This is a genomic window from Rhodococcus sp. A14, from assembly GCF_011603105.1.
Classification (GTDB): Bacteria; Actinomycetota; Actinomycetes; order Mycobacteriales; family Mycobacteriaceae; genus Rhodococcus_F; species Rhodococcus_F opacus.
Window position 1 is genome coordinate 1 of the sequence record NZ_JAAOQS010000097.1, and the last position, 17,085, is coordinate 17,085.

Genomic DNA, 17,085 nt, shown 5'->3' on the forward strand with positions numbered 1-17,085 from the left:
GGACATTGCGGTGGGTCGGGCGGTTCAGCGCACGCCGAGGCGGGCGAGGAGATCGGCTTCGACTCCGTCGAGTTCGGCTGAGATGGCGTGATGGGCGGCCTTGCGGCGGGCCTGCGGCATCTGCTCGGCCGCGCGGACCGCGGTGTTGAGGTCGCCGAGGCGGTCGCGGATAGCGGCGGCGAACTGCTGCGTCTCCGCGTCGTCCGGCTTCTGCCCGAGGATCTCCGTGGTGGAGCTTTCGGCGCCGGCGATGCGGGCGCTGAGCTTGGCGCCGTGCCCGGTGAAGTTCGCGAGCTGATCGATGTCGACGCCCAGGCGGTCGGCACGGCGGGCATCGATCTGCCCGCGCACGACCGTGGCGGCGCGGTAGGCGATCGGCAGCAGCACCGGCGTCAGCAGGCGTGCGACGCCGAGGTACTTACGGACGGCGGCGACCGTGAAACCCTTCTGGGCGGCGGCCTTCTCCTCGGCCTTCAACGCAGCGATCTGAGCCTTCTCGACCTTCTTCAGCGACTTCAGTTCGGCAGCCTCGAGCTTGCGGCCGGCACTGGCGGCCTGCTTGTCGCGCTTCCGTTCGTTCTTCGCGCTCAGCTTCGCCTCCACTCCAGCCTTGTGCTTGAGTGCCTTGGCTTCCGCCTTGCGGGTGGCTCGGGACTTACGTTTCCTCAACAACCCCATCGAAAAGACCCCTTTTCCTGGTGTTTCAGCGCAGCCCACGCTACCAACTGCATCCGGTGCTTCGGGATCAGCCTAGGGGAGCACATAATCTTCGTCATCGTGTGTTCCCATATCGGTCAGCAATCAGAACCCGACGCCTCTCCCGGAAAGGCGTCGGGGACGGTGATCGATGCCAGCGCACTGACGCGGTGCCGCCACCGGGTGCACCTCGACGCGGCGTTCCCCGAACAACTGGCGGCCGCGCCCGAGGACCCGGGCGTCCGCCAGCGTCAGGACGCCGCCGCCGCCAAGCGCGAAGACGTCCGGCGGATCCTCACCGAGCATGCACCGCAACGGTGGGTGCAGATCGACACCGAGCAGAGCCTGCGCCGACGAGCCGAGGACACGGTGGCCGCGTGCGAGGCAGGCGCGGACCGCATCTGGGGAGCCGTGCTCCCGCTCGACCGGGACGCCGGCCGGAGGGCGCGCTGCGAGATCCTCATCCGTGACGAGGACCACGGCGGGTACATCCCCGTGATCGTCGTCAATCACAAGGTCACCGATCCTGGCCGCGGCGCCGTGACGTCGGACATGTTCGAGTGGCAACCGCGGGAGGACGCGACGCGGAAGCCGCGCGGTCAGGTCCGCGACCAGATGCGCGTCGCGCAGGTGTACCGGATGCTCGAACGGCACGGGCTCGCGAGTCCGGCGCTGGTGGCGGGCGCGATCGGCTACGGCTCCGACGTCATCTTCGTGCACGACCTCACCACGATCCTCGACGACTACGACGAACGCTTCGCCGACCGGCTCGCCGTCGCCCGCGGGGAATCGGCGACCGTGCCGTCCAGGATCGGTGAATGCCGTTCCTGCCCGTGGTGGCCCGGGTGCGAGGAGCAGCTGACCCAGACACACGACGTGAGCCTGGTGGCCACCGGTTCGCGCGCCGACATGCTGCGCGACGCGGGCTGCCACACCATCGACGACCTCGCGGCGTGGGACCGCGAACCGCTCGAGGACTGGCCGCACGGCGCGTTCGAGGACGCCGTCGTCACCGCCAAGGCGTGGCTCGCGGGAGCGCCGCTGGTGCGACGGTTCCCCGAGATCCGGGTGACGCGCGCGGACGTCGAGGTCGACGTCGACATGGAGAGCTACCAGGAACACGGCGCTTACCTGTGGGGCACGCTGCTCAACGTGGACGGGGTGTCGGCGTACCGGCCGTTCGTCAGCTGGGACCCGGTGCCGACGCAGGACGAGGCGCGGTCGTTCGCCGAATTCTGGACGTGGCTGATGGCCGAGCGGGAAGCGGCGGCGCTGAGCGGCAGAACCTTCGCCGCGTACTGCTATTCGCGGTCCGCGGAGGACAAGTGGTTGCTGGACTCCGCCCGCCGGTTCGCCGGGGCACCCGGCATCCCCACCGAGGCCGAGATCCGGGAATTCATCGACAGCCCACAATGGGTCGACATCTACCAGGCGATCAGCGACCAGTTCATCTGCCCGGGCGGCAAGGGACTCAAGAAGATCGCCCCGGTCGCCGGATTCCGGTGGCGCGACGCCGACGCCAGCGGTGAAGCGTCGATGAGCTGGTACCGCGAAGCCGTCGGCTACGACGGCGAACCCGACCTCACCCAGCGCGAACGACTGCTGCAATACAACGAGGACGACGTCATCGCGACGAAAGTACTGCGCGAATGGATGTCGGATCGGGCCGAGAAGGAGATCCCGCTCGCGTCCGACCTCTAGGCTGCAAGGCAGGGCCCGATTCGGTAGGGGTGGTCAGGTGGAGGTGCCGAAGACATCCACGACGCTGCGGTTCGCTCTGCTCCTCACCGCCGCGGGCGGCTTCCTCGACGCCTACACCTACATCAGTCGCGGCGGCGTCTTCGCGAACGCCCAGACCGGCAACGTCATCCTCATGGCCATCGACCTGTCGGAGCGTCACTTCCACGCCGCACGGGCCCACCTGTGGCCGATCCTCGCGTTCATCGTCGGTGTCGCGTTCGCGCATCTGCTCAAGGGCGAACTCGCCCACAGCGTCTTCGACCACCCGATCCGGATCGCCATGGTCGCGCAGATCGTCGTCCTCGTCGCGGTCGCGTTCGTTCCCGCAAACGTGCCCAACGCACTGGTCACCGTTCCGATCGCGTTCGTCGCGGCCATGCAGTTCGGACTGTTCCGCACCATCGGGTCGCTGTCGTACATCGCCGTCGCCACCACCGGCAACCTCATGCGTTTCACCGAATCGGCGTACGCCGGATTCATCGAGAAGGTCCCCGAATCGCGCCAGCACACCCGCGTGTACGCCGCCATCGTCAGCAGCTTCGCCGGTGGCGCCGTCGTCGGGGCGTTCGCCACTCGCTACTTCGGCGGAGCCGCCGCCTGGATCCCCGCCGCCCTCCTGTGCGGAGCCCTCGTGCTGTTCTACATCGACGACAGGCGGCGCCGCCGCCTGTGAGCGGTTGACGAGTCCCTGGACTCGTCAGGCACGAACGGGCGGCGAAGCCGCGACTCCGAGGGAATAGGCGCCGACGATCTTCGGCGCGGACGTCTCGTAGAACCGGTCGAGGTCCTGGACGTCGAATCCGGCGTTCGTCACCAGGGTGGGAATGTCGCGGGTGAGGTGGCAACCACCGGCGACGGCCTTCTGGATCGGTTCGAGCCGGCGCTGCCACCGCTGGACGTTTGCGTCCGGGGCCAGACCGTGCTCGACGAAATGCAGTGTGCCGCCCGGTTTCAGGACACGCCGGACCTCCCGGAGTGCGGCGTCGACGTCCGGGATGGTGCACATCGTCCACGTGGACAGTGCGGTGTCGAAACTGTTGTCCGGGAAGGGGAGTGACTGGCCGTCCAGACCGGACCGCTCGACCGGTGTCGTCGACGCCGCCACCCGCTTGCGCGCCAGCTTCCAGCCGAGGTCGGCGGGGTCGACGGCGCTCACCGAGTCGACGGCGGCCGGGTAGAACGGGACGTTGAGACCCGACCCGAATCCGATTTCCACCACGCGCCCGTGCAGACCGGCGCAGACGCGTCGCCGCGTCGGCTCCGTGAACTTCATCCCGCAACTGATGTCGACGAGCCGCGGAACGATCCGGTCCGAGTAGAAACCCATGCCACCTCCCAGGGAAGGGCGCTTCGCGCCCCGTGCGCCTTTGTGGTAGCTGGAGCAACCAGAAAGGCGCACGGGCGGCGGAGCCGCCTACCGCGGCGCCATGCGCAGAGCGCCGTCCATACGAATGGTCTCACCGTTGAGGTAGTCGTGTTCGACGATCATCTGAGCGAGCTGGGCGTATTCGGCGGGCTGACCGAGGCGCGAGGGGAACGGGACGCCGGCTTCGAGGCCCTTGCGGTATTCGTCGGTGACGCCGGCGAGCATCGGGGTGTCGATGATGCCGGGGGCGATGGTGTTGACGCGGATGCCGAACTGCGCGAGGTCGCGGGCGGCCGGGACCGTCATGCCGTGCACGCCGCCCTTGGATGCGGAGTACGCGATCTGGCCGATCTGGCCCTCGAACGCGGCGACGGACGCGGTGTTGATGATGACGCCGCGCTGCCCGGACTCGTCGACGGTGTCGGTCTTGGCGATGGCGTCCGCGGCGAGGCGCATCACATTGAACGTGCCGAGCAGGTTGACCGTGATGACGGTGCGGAACAGTTCGAGGTCGTGCGGGCCCTTCTTCGACAGGATGCGGCCGGCCCAGCCGACGCCGGCGCAGTTGACGACGATGCGCAGCGGCAGACCCGACTCGACGATCTTCTCGATCGCGGCCTGGACCTCGTCGCCGCTGGTGACGTCGGTGGCGAGGAGGGTCACGCCGTCGGGGACGTTGTCGCCGGCGCGCTCGATGGACTGCTGCAGGTCGAGTCCGAACACGGTGGCTCCGGCGGCGGCGAGACGCTTGGCGGTGGCGGCGCCGAGGCCCGAGGCCGCTCCGGTGACCAGTGCGGCGGTTCCCTGAATTTCCACAGTTCGCATCCTTACTTTCCCGGCGACCTCCGTTGGCCGACCCTGGTGACCTGCACCATAACGCCCGCTCGGTGTGACGGCAGAGGCGAGGGAAACGTCACGGGCGGGGGAGCGGGTAGTTTGTCTTCTCGCGCGGATCAGGGGACGCGCAGGACCGTAGGGGGACGGATGAGCGAGGACCGGCTCGAAGTGGACCGCGACGCGTTGGTGCGGTGCATCGCCGCGTGCGAGGTGTTGGCGGCCGACATGCAGGACCTGCGAGAGCGAGCGCATCGTGAACTCGCGCCCGAGAGCTTCGGTCTCGGCGAAACCCATCTGCGGTCGGCGGCGGAACTGGCTGCGCGGTTCCGGGCGATGGCGATCGGCGGCCCGGGTGTCGCGGTCGAGAACTCGGCGTCGGGGACGTTCGCGGCGCACGAGCGTTACGCGCTGGACCTGAAGGCGACGTTCGAAGCGGCGCTCGCCCGGTACGACGAGCAGGACGCGGCGACGGCACACCGCCTCGAGCAACTCTGACTGCTCGAGTCAGTGAATGTACGCCTGCCAGTTCGGCGGAACCCGGGAGCCGGGGCCGGGGACGGTCTGGTCGATCGGACGATGGTGCGGCGGGGCGAGTTCGGGGCCTTCGAAGGCCGTCTCGGTGGCGTAGTTCCAGAACCAGTTCTCGCCCGGTTCGAAGCTCCGCACGACGGGGTGGCCGGTATCGGCGGCGTGCTTGGTGGCGTGCTGTTCGGGGGAGGAGTCGCAGCAACCGATGTGGCCGCACTGCGCGCAGCGGCGCAGGTGCACCCACCACCCGCCGACGCTGTCGCACTCGGCGCATCCGTCTCCACTCGGCGGCACGCTCGGGTCGATTCCCTCCAGCTCACCCATCTGAGGCTCCTTCTGCTGCTGCGACTTCGGGTTCGATCGGAATACGGACCTGGAACCGGGTGTCGCCCGGCTCGGACTCCACACGCAGGTCGCCGCGGTGCTTCTTCACGACGATGCGCCACGAGATGTCGAGGCCGAGCCCGGTTCCCTCGCCCACCGGTTTCGTAGTGAAGAACGGCTCGAAGATGCGCGACCGGATCTCTTCGGGCACACCCGGTCCGGTGTCGGCGATCTCGATCAGGGCCATGTCGCCGTCGCGCCGGGTGCGGACGGTGAGGGTGCCGTGGCCGTCCATGGCGGCGACGGCGTTGTCGATGAGGTTCGTCCACACCTGGTTGAGTTCCGCGGCGTACGCCGGGATCTGCGGCAAGGTCGGGTCGTACTCCTTCACCACCGTGACGGAGTCGCCGATCTTGCGGCCGAGCATCACCAGCGAGCTGTCGAGCAGTTCCCGCAGATCGACGCGCTGGTACGGGGCGCGGTCCATCTGCGAGTACTGCTTCGCGGCGTTCACGAGCGTGGAGACCCGGGCGGTCGAGTCGGCGATCTCGTTCATCAGCAATTCGGTCTCGATGGTGTAGTTGAGCCAGCGGATCGCGCTCTCGACCATCGATTCGTCGTCGACGCTGGCGACGATCCGCTCGAGCCACGGCACGTCGAGACCCGCCTGCACGAACGTGGGCGCCAGGTCCCAGCCCCCGGAGACGCCGTGGTCGTCGAACCAGTCGCCGAGTTCGTCCTCGCGGTCGGACGCTTCGAGCGGGGTCAGCGTCGGCGCCTTCGCGACCAGTTCGGCGGTCTCCTCCTGCAACCGGATCAACGTGGCCAGCGCCTGCCGGTCGTACACGCCCGAGGCGATCACGCTCAGCTTCTGCCGCATGTGCGACACCCGGTCGCGCAGCGACGCCGTCGCCCGGACCGCGGCGGCCGCCGGGTTGTTGAGTTCGTGCGTGAGCCCCGCCGACAGCGACCCCAGCGCGAGGAGGCGTTCCCGCTGATCGACGACCTGCTTCGCGTTCTGGTTGCCGAAGAACAGCCCCTCCAGCAGGTGCACGGCCATCGGGAACCACTCGCGCATCAGCTGCCCGAAACGGTCGGCGTCGAGGACGAAGAACCTCGACGGGGCGGTGACGCGCATCGACGCGGTGTACGTCTGGGGAGCGCGGTCACCGAGGTACGACTGCCAGGCCCCGGAGTACACGCCGCGCTGGGACGTCCGGCTGAACTCGATCTCCTCGCCGCCCGACAGCTTGCTCAGCACGAGCTCGCCCTCGATCAGCACGTAGAAGCACGTCGCGATCTCACCCTCCGCGAACACCGGGCCGGGTTCGATCAGCTCGACGTGCCCCTTCTCGCACAGCTGCTCGAGCTGGTGGTCGGTGAGCTTCTCGAAGAGGAACAACGTCCTCAGCTCGGGGGGGTTGCACGGGAGTTGCGTCATGGTCTGCCCCTGGTCACGGTTGGCCGATGTAGCGGTGGACGAGCATGACGGCCATGGCGCCTTCCCCGACCGCCGACGCCACCCGCTTCGCCGATTCGGAGCGCACGTCACCCGCCGCGAAGATCCCCGGGACGCTCGTCTCGAGGTGGTGGGGGAGACGGTCGAGGGGCCAGCCGCTCGGGGGTTTCCCGTCGACGACGAGGTCGGGTCCGGACACGACGAACCCGTTCTCGTCCCGCGCGACGACGCCGTCGAGCCACTCGGTCCGCGGGGCCGCGCCGATGAACAGGAACAGGAACCCGGCGTCGACGGTCTCCTCGTCGCCGGTCGCGTTGTTGCGCAGCCGGACCTTCTCGAGGTGACCCTCGCCCTCGACGCCGATCACCTCGGTGCACGGCCGGACGCGGATGCGCGGGTTCCGTTCGATCTGCTGGACGAGGTAGTACGACATCGAATCCTCGAGCGACTGCGCCCGCACGACGATGGTGACCGACCGGGCGCCCCGCGACAGGTACACCGCCGCCTGTCCGGCGGAGTTGGCGCCGCCGACGATGTAGACGTCCTGGTCGGTGCAGCGGGCGGCCTCGGTGACGGCGGAACCGTAGTAGACGCCGCGACCGGTGAGGTCGTCGACTCCGGGCGCGGGATGACGCCGGTAGGAGACACCGGTGGCCAGGATCACCGTGTGCGCGTCGATGGTGTCACCGTCCGCGAAACGGACGGTCCGTGCCGATCCGTTGATCTCGAGAGCGACGACGTCGCGGGTGGTGATCAGTTCGGCCCCGAATCGGGTGGCCTGCCTGCGGGCCCGCTCGGCGAGCTGCGCGCCGGACACGCCGTCGGGGAAACCGAGGTAGTTCTCGATGCGGGAACTCTGACCCGCCTGCCCACCGGTCGCGGTCCGTTCGATCAGGGCGGTGCGCAGACCCTCCGAGGCGCCGTACACGGCTGCGCCCAGGCCGGCCGGTCCGCCGCCGACGACGACGAGGTCGTAGAAGTTCTCGGACGGGTCGGTCCGGAGTCCGAGATGCCGTCCCAGTTCGGTATCCGACGGCTCCACCAGGCATTCGCCGTCGGAGCAGATCACCACGGGCAGTCGCCGGCCGTCCTCGCCGGCGGCGTTGAGCAGCCGTCCGCCCTCCGGCTCGTCCGACATGTACCAGCGGTACGACAGCTGGTTGCGGGCCAGGAACTCGCGCACCTCCGAGGACCGCGGTGCCCAGCGATGACCCACGACCTTCGTCTCCTCGGCGGGGTGATGATCCGATGACGCCCACGCCTCGAGCAGGGCGTCGACCACCGGGTACAGCTTCTCCTCCGGCGGGTCCCACGGCTTGAGCAGGTAGTGGTCGAGGTCGATGACGTTGATCGCCTCGATGGCCGCGTCCGTGTCGGCGTAGGCCGTGAGCAGCACCCGCCGCGCGACCGGATACAGGTCCATCGCCTTCTCGAGGAACTCGATCCCGCTCATCGCCGGCATCCGGTAGTCCGCCAGGATCGCCGCGACGGGATCCCCGCGCAGCTTCATCTGCTTCATCGCGTCGAGTGCGGATTCGCCGGATTCGGCGCGGATGATCCGGTACTTCTCGCCGTATCGGCGCCGCAGATCGCGGGCGACGGCGCGCGACACACCGGGATCGTCGTCGACGGTGAGAATCGCAGGCTTGCCGCTCGCTACGGGATGGTTCACACACGCCCTCTCGTCCGTGAGAACTGCGAGGTACTCCAAGGCTTTCGAGTATTGCCCGAGGGGGCGTCTTTGTCGACCGGGCTCAGTCCTGGTGCTGCATCTGTTCGGGCTCTGCCGCGGCCCCGCGGCGGCGCCGTGACCACACTGCACGACTGGCGGCACCGGCCAGCGCCAGAACGACGACGGCGGCGCCGGCGATCGGGCCCGCCACGTTGCCGGGGAGCAGACCCTCGAGCAGCAACCAGATGCCGAACGCGAAGAACAGAACGGCCGCGCCGATGCGGATGACACTCTCGGGCAGATGCTTACCCAGCACGGCGCCGACGACGATGGCCAGGGCGTCGGCCGCGACCATGCCGACGGTTGAGCCGATCCACACCCCGATGGTGTCGTGGTCGGTGGCGAGCGTGATGGTGGCGAGCATGGTCTTGTCGCCGAGTTCGGCGAGGAAGAAGGCGGACGTGACGGCCAGGAACGCCGAGCGGGTAGCTCGGCCCGCCTTGAGTTGCTCGTCGTCGCTGAGATCGTCGCCGCGCAGCGTCCACGCACCGAAGATCAGGAAGGCCACACCACCGACGATGCTGATCGCCGCGGTCGGGAGCGCGACACCGAGGTAGTGGCCGACGGCGACGGACACCAGATGGACCACGGTGGTCGCGACGGTGATGCCGGCGATCACGACCCACCAGCGGTAGCGCAGGGCGAACGTCATCGCCATCAGCTGGGATTTGTCTCCCAGTTCGGCGACGAAGATCACGCCGAAGCTCAGCAGTGCGGCGGTCAGCACGGGCATCCTCCTCCAGTGGTCGGTCGGAGGATGACGGGTGGATTCCTCCGGCCTGGCAGACGCGGGTACGTCTGTCCGGCCGAAGGTCTCGCCCACCGGCGCCGGGTGATCCGGCGGCGGTTCGCCAGGCCGGGTCCGGTGCGGTGAAGCAACGAGCCAGTATGTCGACACAGGCGATTGGGGGCTACTCCCCTTCGATGTCCGTAACGCTAGCGTGACATATTCGAAAAGGCAAAGGCGGCAATAAGTTTGGTACACCGACCGCAGAAACTTCGGGTACCCTCACGAGGCCAGTAGCATGGCCAAAACGGCAGTGTCGGGATCGCTGATCGGGTCGATGCCCACCCGGCTGACCATGGACGTCACCGTTCCGTCCGCCTCCGCCTCCACCCACGCCGCCCGGTGTTCCAACCCCAGGTGGGGGAGACCGGGGAGCAGGACGCAGCCCGACGCGGCGCCCGCGCACTCCGGCAGCGACGGGGTCGTCTCGGACGGCGGGTGCAGCATCATCAGCGCCGGCGGCTGATGATCCGCGAAGCGACCGGGAGCGAGCGCGAACTCCCCGAGAACTGTGCCCTCGGCCACCACGAGGCCGACGGTCTCGGGCTCGGGCTCCTCGGGCAGGTCCTCGTGCGCGCCGAAGACGGTCGTGGTGTGGAGCAGCCCCGGAACGCACGCCACCCGCACGGCGAGCGCGAGCAACTGGGCCCATTCCTTGGTGGTGTCGGGCCAGCGCCCGGAAATGACGAATCCCCGCAAGGTACCCGCGGCCTGGAAGGGCGAGATGCCGATGTAGCCGTCCCTGTTCATCTCTGCCTCCTCGGTGTGATGACACGCTGCGAACACGACTGGTTCTGCACACCTCGTTGGGTACTTGAAGAATGCGCCCGACAGTGCCTGGCACACAAGAGCAGGGGAGTGCTAACTGCCGCAGGTGAACACAGGTGTCGGTGCGGATGAACGGCATCTGACGGTCCGCCGTACAGAAAACTGCCAGCTTTACTGCAGGTTTACTCGAGGTGCGGCGGCTGAGGTGGGAGAGCCCACCGACGAAAGGCTGAAAAGTATGGGATCGTCCGCGCCCGAACCGGAAGCGTCCGGATACCTGAAGACCGCCAGCGCGCTGCACGCGTTCAACAGATACGAGATCAAGTACCTCGCCCACGAGTCGGACGTTCCACGCCTTCGCGAAGCGCTCTCGGGGCACATGGCGTCCGACGAATTCTCGCCGGTGGGCGGATACCCTGTGACCAGCCTGTACTACGACACCCAGAATCTGCGCTTCTACTGGGAGAAGATCGAGGGCCTGAAGTTTCGCCGCAAACTGCGGGTGCGGCTGTACGGGCCTCCCGCGGAGGCCACCGGGGAGACCCCCGTCTACGTGGAGATCAAGCAGCGCGTCAATCGGGTCACCCAGAAACGCCGGATCCAGCTGCCGTACTCGCATGCCATGCGGTTGTGCGACGCACGACAGCCGATCGACCACGACGTCTCGGCCGGGCCGTTCGTGAACGAGGTGACGACGCTCGTCGGCAACCTCGACCTGTGCCCGACCGTCACCACCGGGTACCTGCGTGAAGCGTTCGTCGGTACGGGGGCCGATCTGGGCCTGCGCGTCACGATCGACCATCGGGTGCACGGTCGCGACCGCGACTTCCACTTCGCGGCGCCGGCGGAGAACCGCTTCATCATTCCGCCGCACCTGTGCATCGTCGAGATCAAGGCCAACGAGCGGGTGCCCTACTGGGTCACTGATCTCACCGCGCGACTGGACATGTCGGTGGTCCGGGTTTCGAAGTACTGCCAGAGCGTGGAGGCCTTCGGGCTTGCGCCCCGATCCCGCATGCACATCCCCGACGAGCTCTTCCCGGCCCCGGCCGACCGTGGCCGCACCCTCGCGAAAACAGGAACCCTGTCATGAATTTCGATCTCCAGGATCTCAGTGGAACGTTCTCGACGTTCGACATCGTCGTCTCGCTCGCGTTGTCGTTCGTGTTGTCGGCGATCATCGGATACGTCTATCGCCTGACGCACAAGAACGTCTCCTACAGCCAGTCCTACGTGCAGACCCTCGTGATGGTCGGCATGGTGATCACCCTGATCATGCTGGTGGTGGGTTCCAACATCGCCCGCGCGTTCGCGCTCGTGGGCGCGCTGTCGGTGGTGCGATTCCGCAACGCGATCAAGGAAACTCGCGACGTCGGGTTCATCTTCCTGGTGATGGCCATCGGCATGACGACGGGCACCCGGTTCTACGTGCTGGCCGTCGCCGCCACCGTCGCGATCTGCCTCGTGCTCGTCCTGATGAGCCGGTTCAACATGTTCAAGCTGGACGTGCAGCGGCAGGTGGTGAAGGTGCAGGTTCCGCCCGAGTCGGGCTACACCGCCCTCGTGGAGGACGTGCTGATCGACTACACGAAGGAGTTCGAGTTGGTGAGCACGGAGTCGGTGCGGTCGGGTGCGCTCACCGAGCTGTACTACACGGCGCAGCTGAAGTCGGGCCGGAAACCGGCGGAACTCATCTCGGCGCTCAGTGGGGTCAACACCGGCCAGCGGGTCACCGTTCTCACCGGTTACGACCAAACCGACATCTGATGCGCCGCAGACTCGTTCACCGGCTGCCGATCCCGGTCCGCCGGCACTGGAAGATCCTCGCCGCCTTCCTCGCGTTCGTGGCGGTGACGGTCGGCGTGTTCGGTCAGGCCCGGGTGCGTCCGTACATCACCGGTGACACGACGGTGATCGCCTCCCGCATCACCGAGAACGTTGCCGGGTCGGTCGATTTCTTCGACGCGGGGACGGCACACGACGTGAGTATCGAGTTCTCGCAGTCCGATTACGACGACATGATCGCCGCCTACCGGGACGAGGGCGAGAAGAAGTGGATCACCGCCGACATCACGATCGACGGCACCCTCGTCACGGACGTCGGGGTGCGGCTGAAGGGCAACTCGACCCTGATGGGGCTCCGCGGCACCGGCGGTCCCGGCGGCGGGAAACGCGGTATCCCGGAAGGGATGGAACCTCCGGTGGGAACGGCGATGCCGGAGGGCAGGGGCGAAGGCGGGCCGGGCGGCATGGTCACGCTGTCGGCCGAGGACCCGGCGTCGCTGCCGCTGCTGATCAACTTCGACAAGTACGTGGCGGGGCGGGCGTACCAGGGGATGACACAGCTGTCGGTCCGGCCGGGTTCGCCCGTGCTGAACGAGGCGGTGTCACTGTCGTCGACCGCCGAATCCGGCCAGCCCACCCAGCGATACGCCTACACCACGTACTCCGTGAACGGGTCGCCGACGCAGACCCGGCTCGTTCTCGAGCACCCGGACGAGGGGTATGCGAACTCGTTGTTCGACAGCGACGGCGTCCTCTACAAGGCCGACGCCAACTCGAGTTTCACGTATCAGGGCGACGATCAGACCACCTACGCGGAGCAGTTCGACCAGATCAACGCGGAAGGCTCGCAGGATCTGCAGCCGATCATCTCGTTACTGAAATGGCTGGACGGTGCGTCCGACGAGCAGTTCGACGCCGAACTCGCCGACCGGGTGGACGTCGAATCCTTCGCCCGGTACGTCGCGACCCAGAATCTGCTGGTCAACAGCGACGACATGGCGGGCCCGGGCAAGAACTACTACCTCTGGTACGACCTCGAGACGAAGAAGATCTCCGTCGTGTCCTGGGATCTCAACCTCGCGCTGAGCGGCAACAGTGATGCGGGCCCGCACGACTCGATCGGGATGGGCGGCGGAGCAAGGCCGGGCGGTGCAGATCCAGGCGCCGCCGGGCCCGGTGGTGGCATGCCCGGCGGAGGTGGCGGGAACGCGCTGAAGGAGCGGTTCCTGGCCTCGGAGGCGTTTACGAGCGTCTACGAGGACGCGTACCGCGATCTCTACCGGCAACTGTTCGGCAGTGGCCGGGCGGTCGAGATCCTCGACGAGATCGCGCGGGCCGTACCGCTGTCCGACGGGCTCGGCGCCGAGAAACTCACATCGGAAGTCGAGATCCTGCGTGCGCGGTTGCAGGCCCGCGCGGACGCGCTGGCCGCGAACGAGGTGATCGTCGCCGGGTAGAGGTCTCAGAGAATCCTCAGAATCGTCACAATCTGCCGCTACGAATGCCACCTATCCTCACCGGAATGACCTCTGAGCGCGCACGGAACTCCGCGAATCACGCCCGAACCGAGTCGACGCGAAAGGTCCTCACTTCGCGGCGCGTCGCCGCGGCCGCCCTTGCCGGCTCGGTTTTGGCGTCCGCGGGGGGACTCGGTTACCTGTTCCTCGGTGACAGCGCGGCAGGCAGCCGGACCGTGGCGATCGTCAACACCGACGCCGGCGCGACCGTGGACGGAAAACCGGTGCGTGCGAGCGACACCCTGATCGACAAGCTCGAGGCGAACGAGGCCTTCGACTGGCAGGTGGTCGACGCGGACGCGGCGGCGGGCGGCGACTGGTTCGCCACGGTGACCGTGCCCGAGGACTTCAGCGAGGCGGTGTCCTCGGTGTGGGGCGCGAAGCCGCGGCAGGCGACCCTCGACCTCGACGTCGCAGGTTCCGACACCGGTGCGTCCGAGGAACTCTCCGGAGTGGTGTCCTCCCAGATCGGCGCGGACGGCATCACGGATCTGCTGGCGGACATGTCCTCGTCGCGGTCGCGGTTCCAGCAGGCGGGAATGACGGCCGGGTTCCTCGCGGCCGGGACGGCCGCGGCGGACGATGCGGCGCAACAGCTCACGGAGGGCGCCGACACTCTGCTCCCGTATCTCGAGACGGCGCGTTCCGGCTCGGTGCAACTGCTGGGCGTCGCCGACCAGGTGGCGGGCGTGGTCGACCAGACGTCGGGGACGGCCAACGATCTCGCGGACCGGTTGAGCGCGCTGGGACTGACGCTGGGCGAGGCGAACGACAGCGCCACCCGGATGCGTACCAGAATCGACGAGGCGATCCGCGTTCTCGACGCCACTCCCGTTGCATCGGACGTGGTCCCGTCGCTCCGTCAGGTCAGTGCCGACCTCGGTCTGTTCTCCTCGCAGCTGGGTTCGGTGCCCGGTCTGCTGGGCGGACGCGTCGGCCCCGACACGGATCTGGGCGAACTCGTCCGTGTCGCGATGGGTCAGCTGACCGACGCCAGCAATCAGCTGAGCAGCGGGGCGCAGCAACTGAACGACGGCATCGTCCCGATCGCCGATCAGGCACCGGAGATGCTCGAAGGCGCCACCTCGCAGATCGTCGACGGGTTCGCAAAGCTGAAGATGTTGTCCGGACAGCTGTCCACCGACCTCAACAACGGTGTCGCGGCGATGCCGGTGCGCACGGCGGCTCAGCAGAACCAGTTGGCGACGGTGCTCGCCGAACCGGTCGCGGTGACCCGCACACTGTCCGCGCCGTCGCCGATCCTCACCGCCGAGCACCTCGCCGTCGGGTTCGGGATCACGACCGTGCTGCTGGCGGGCGCCATCGTGTGGATGGGTTTGCGGCGCAGGGCCTGACCGTCAGCGGGCGTCCTGGATACGACGCCACGGCGTGGCCTGCTCGAGCTCGAACGCCAGCTCGAGCAGAGTCCGCTCGTCGCCGTGGTCGGCGGAGAAGTGCGACGCCAGCGGCAGGCCGCGGGACGTCTCGTGCATCGGCAGCGAGATGGCCGGTCCGCCCGACGCGTTGTTCAACGGCGTGAACGCCGTGTAGGCGATCAACTTGTCGAACAACTCCTCGAAACTCTGTGTCGGCGAAAGATATCCGAGCTCCGGCGTCGTGTGGGCCAGGGTGGGCGACAGGATCACGTCGTACTTCTGGAAGATCTGCGCGTACTCACGGTACGTGCGCCGCAACCGGTAGAGCACCCGGGGAGTCTTCGCGATGTTCTTGCGGTACATCGCGGCGAGTCCGCGCGTCAGATTGTCCGTGGCGTCGCGGTCGAAGTCCGGTCCGAGCATCCGCTTGCCGTTGCTGGAGATGACGAACGACAGGAACCCCCAGTAGATGCAGAAGTCCTCGACGAACGAGGAGTTCACCGGCATCGGGCACTCCTCGACGTGATGCCCGAGGTCCGCCAGCAGATCGGCGGTCGCGTGGACCGACTTGCGGGTCTCGTCGTCCGTGCGGGACACGGTGACCGAGTCGACCACCACCCCGACCTTCAGCCGGGTGCTGCTCGGCCCCTCGACCAACCGGATGGGTGGCAGTGCCGGATTGCGGTAGTAGCGTTCGGCGGCCGCCATCCACCGTGCGGTGTCCCGCACCGAGCGGGTGACGGCGCCCTGCGCGATGATCCGGATCGGCAGCGTCTTGTCCATGGCGTCGGGGACCGTCCGCCCGCGGGACGGTTTCAGGCCGACGAGCCCACACGCGGCCGCGGGTATGCGGATGGATCCGCCACCGTCGTTGGCGTGCGCGATCGGCACGACACCCGAAGCGACGAGTGCGGCCGAACCACCCGAGGACGCGCCCGGCGAGAACGCGAGATTCCACGGATTGTGCACGGCCGCGGCGTCCATGAACTCGGTGGACGCGCTGAACCCGAACTCGGGGAGCCGGCTCTTCCCCAGCGAGAGAACACCTGTGGACAGGTACTGCGTGACGAAGTCGCTGTCGACCCGGGCGGGCTGCGCGGCGAAGGCGACGCTGCCGTGCTGCGTGGGCAGGCCGGCGACGTCGACGTTGTCCTTGACGACGGTCGGCACTCCCGCGAAGACACCCTCGTGCGGGCGGTCCGCCTCCGTCAGCGCACGGTCGAAGTCGGCGAACGCCAGGGCGTTCAGTGCGGGCCCGACCGACTCGGCGCGTGCGATCGCCGCCTCTGTTACCTCGCGGACCGACACCTCCCCGGCAGCGATCCGTGCCGCGAGGCCGGTGGCGTCGAGGTCGCCGAGCGCGTCGTCACGGAAGGCGTGGACGACGGTGTCGTCCCGGGCGGGATTGCTGAACTCGGTCACTTCCGAAGCCTATTGGACGCTCGGCCTGCTCGGAAGGAATTCCGGACCCGAAACGAGCACGAGCGCACAGAAGCGCCGATGACGGCGTTCTGTGCGCTCGGGAACGAGGAGTGTGACTAGCCGATGAGGCCGGCACCCTGGGTGCGGGCACGGTCGAAGCGCTCCTGTGCGTCCGCCCAGTTCACGATGTTCCACCAAGCCTTGACGTAGTCCGGCTTCACGTTCTGGTAGTCGAGGTAGAAGGCGTGCTCCCACATGTCGAGCATGACGACGGGAATGATCGCGGCGGTGATGTTGCCGTGCTGGTCCGTCATCTGCTCGATCACCAGGCGCTGGCCGATGGTGTCGTAGCCGAGCAGAGCCCATCCGGAGCCCTGGATGGTGGTAGCGACACCGGTGAAGTGGGCCTGGAACTTGTCGAAGGACCCGAACTGGTCGTCGATGGCGGCAGCCAGGTCGCCGGTGGGCTTGTCGCCGCCGTTCGGGGACAGGTTCTTCCAGAAGATGGAGTGGTTGGTGTGGCCACCGAGGTTGAAGGCGAGGTTGCGGGAGAGAAGGAGCGCCTTGTCGGCGATCGTGCCGTCCTCACGGGCCTCGGCCATCTTCTCGAGGGCGGTGTTGGCGGCCTTCACGTAGGTCGCGTGGTGCTTGTCGTGGTGCAGTTCCATGATCTTGCCGGAGATGTGCGGCTCGAGAGCTGCGTAGTCGTAGGGGAGTTCCGGCAGCGTGTATTCAGACACGAGGGTCC

At 67.8% G+C, this 17,085-nt stretch carries 14 protein-coding genes and 3 pseudogenes; 7 read left to right on the top strand and 10 right to left on the bottom strand.

All coding sequences use genetic code 11. The annotated features are described in order from the left end of the window. Positions 1–24: 24 nt before the first annotated feature. Positions 25–678, bottom strand: coding sequence for a DUF6474 family protein (locus tag G9373_RS34750; protein WP_167119412.1), 654 nt, complete (start codon positions 676–678; stop codon positions 25–27). Between the two features lie 162 nt (positions 679–840). Between G9373_RS34750 and G9373_RS34755 the strand changes: the two are divergent. Together G9373_RS34755 and G9373_RS34760 are read left to right on the top strand one after the other, a co-directional pair. After that, positions 841–2,397, top strand: a pseudogene (locus G9373_RS34755) (TM0106 family RecB-like putative nuclease); the annotation flags it as partial. A 1-nt stretch (position 2,398) separates the two neighbouring features. After that, positions 2,399–3,109 carry a YoaK family protein gene (locus tag G9373_RS34760; protein WP_206033084.1) on the top strand — a complete coding sequence of 237 codons (711 nt, stop codon included), beginning with the start codon at positions 2,399–2,401 and terminating at the stop codon, positions 3,107–3,109. A 24-nt stretch (positions 3,110–3,133) separates the two neighbouring features. Here G9373_RS34760 and G9373_RS34765 read toward each other — a convergent pair whose 3' ends face one another. Together G9373_RS34765 and G9373_RS34770 are read right to left on the bottom strand one after the other, a co-directional pair. Beyond that, the gene (locus G9373_RS34765) at positions 3,134–3,763 is read right to left on the bottom strand and encodes a class I SAM-dependent methyltransferase (RefSeq protein WP_005562585.1); all 630 of its coding nucleotides are present in this window, start codon (positions 3,761–3,763) and stop codon (positions 3,134–3,136) included. 87 nt (positions 3,764–3,850) lie between these two features. After that, positions 3,851–4,594, bottom strand: coding sequence for an SDR family NAD(P)-dependent oxidoreductase (locus G9373_RS34770; RefSeq protein WP_240960907.1), 744 nt, complete (start codon positions 4,592–4,594; stop codon positions 3,851–3,853). Between the two features lie 192 nt (positions 4,595–4,786). Between G9373_RS34770 and G9373_RS34775 the strand changes: the two genes are divergently transcribed. After that, the gene (locus tag G9373_RS34775; RefSeq protein WP_167119415.1) at positions 4,787–5,134 is read left to right on the top strand and encodes a hypothetical protein; all 348 of its coding nucleotides are present in this window, start codon (positions 4,787–4,789) and stop codon (positions 5,132–5,134) included. 9 nt (positions 5,135–5,143) lie between these two features. Here G9373_RS34775 and G9373_RS34780 read toward each other — a convergent pair whose 3' ends face one another. The 5 genes and pseudogenes from G9373_RS34780 to G9373_RS34800 form a co-directional block, all read right to left on the bottom strand. Then, positions 5,144–5,491: a UBP-type zinc finger domain-containing protein gene (locus G9373_RS34780; RefSeq protein ID WP_167119418.1), complete on the bottom strand. Its 348-nt coding sequence runs from the start codon at positions 5,489–5,491 to the stop codon at positions 5,144–5,146. Beyond that, entirely contained in the window at positions 5,484–6,932 is a 1,449-nt protein-coding gene (locus G9373_RS34785; protein WP_007298280.1) for an ATP-binding protein, read from the bottom strand. Before G9373_RS34785 ends, G9373_RS34780 begins: the two co-directional genes overlap by 8 nt. Positions 6,933–6,945: 13 nt before the next feature. After that, positions 6,946–8,622, bottom strand: a pseudogene (locus G9373_RS34790) (FAD-dependent oxidoreductase); the annotation flags it as partial. Positions 8,623–8,704: 82 nt separating this feature from the next. Next, on the bottom strand, positions 8,705–9,415 hold the full coding sequence (locus G9373_RS34795) for a TMEM165/GDT1 family protein (protein WP_082359805.1): 711 nt from the start codon (positions 9,413–9,415) through the stop codon (positions 8,705–8,707). Between the two features lie 276 nt (positions 9,416–9,691). After that, complete coding sequence (locus G9373_RS34800) at positions 9,692–10,219, bottom strand: hypothetical protein (protein ID WP_005248897.1); 528 nt, start codon at positions 10,217–10,219, stop codon at positions 9,692–9,694. 256 nt (positions 10,220–10,475) lie between these two features. Between G9373_RS34800 and G9373_RS34805 the strand changes: the two genes are divergently transcribed. The 4 genes from G9373_RS34805 to G9373_RS34820 all read left to right on the top strand — a co-directional run bounded on the left by G9373_RS34805 (position 10,476) and on the right by G9373_RS34820 (position 14,894). Beyond that, entirely contained in the window at positions 10,476–11,330 is an 855-nt protein-coding gene (locus G9373_RS34805) for a polyphosphate polymerase domain-containing protein (RefSeq protein ID WP_167119422.1), read from the top strand. Continuing rightward, positions 11,327–12,004, top strand: a complete 678-nt coding sequence (locus tag G9373_RS34810; RefSeq protein ID WP_005562572.1) for a DUF4956 domain-containing protein — start codon at positions 11,327–11,329, stop codon at positions 12,002–12,004. The genes G9373_RS34805 and G9373_RS34810 overlap by 4 nt, the downstream gene beginning before the upstream one ends. Then, the gene (locus G9373_RS34815) at positions 12,004–13,479 is read left to right on the top strand and encodes a CotH kinase family protein (RefSeq protein ID WP_167119425.1); all 1,476 of its coding nucleotides are present in this window, start codon (positions 12,004–12,006) and stop codon (positions 13,477–13,479) included. Before G9373_RS34810 ends, G9373_RS34815 begins: the two co-directional genes overlap by 1 nt. 65 nt (positions 13,480–13,544) lie before the next feature. Beyond that, complete coding sequence (locus tag G9373_RS34820) at positions 13,545–14,894, top strand: hypothetical protein (protein ID WP_167119428.1); 1,350 nt, start codon at positions 13,545–13,547, stop codon at positions 14,892–14,894. Positions 14,895–14,897: 3 nt separating this feature from the next. On the opposite strand, the pseudogene G9373_RS34825 reads toward G9373_RS34820, so the two are convergent. Beyond that, positions 14,898–16,337 (bottom strand): annotated as a pseudogene (locus tag G9373_RS34825) (amidase); the annotation flags it as partial. Between the two features lie 116 nt (positions 16,338–16,453). Beyond that, the gene (locus G9373_RS34830; RefSeq protein WP_206033086.1) at positions 16,454–17,062 is read right to left on the bottom strand and encodes a superoxide dismutase; all 609 of its coding nucleotides are present in this window, start codon (positions 17,060–17,062) and stop codon (positions 16,454–16,456) included. Positions 17,063–17,085: the final 23 nt, after the last annotated feature.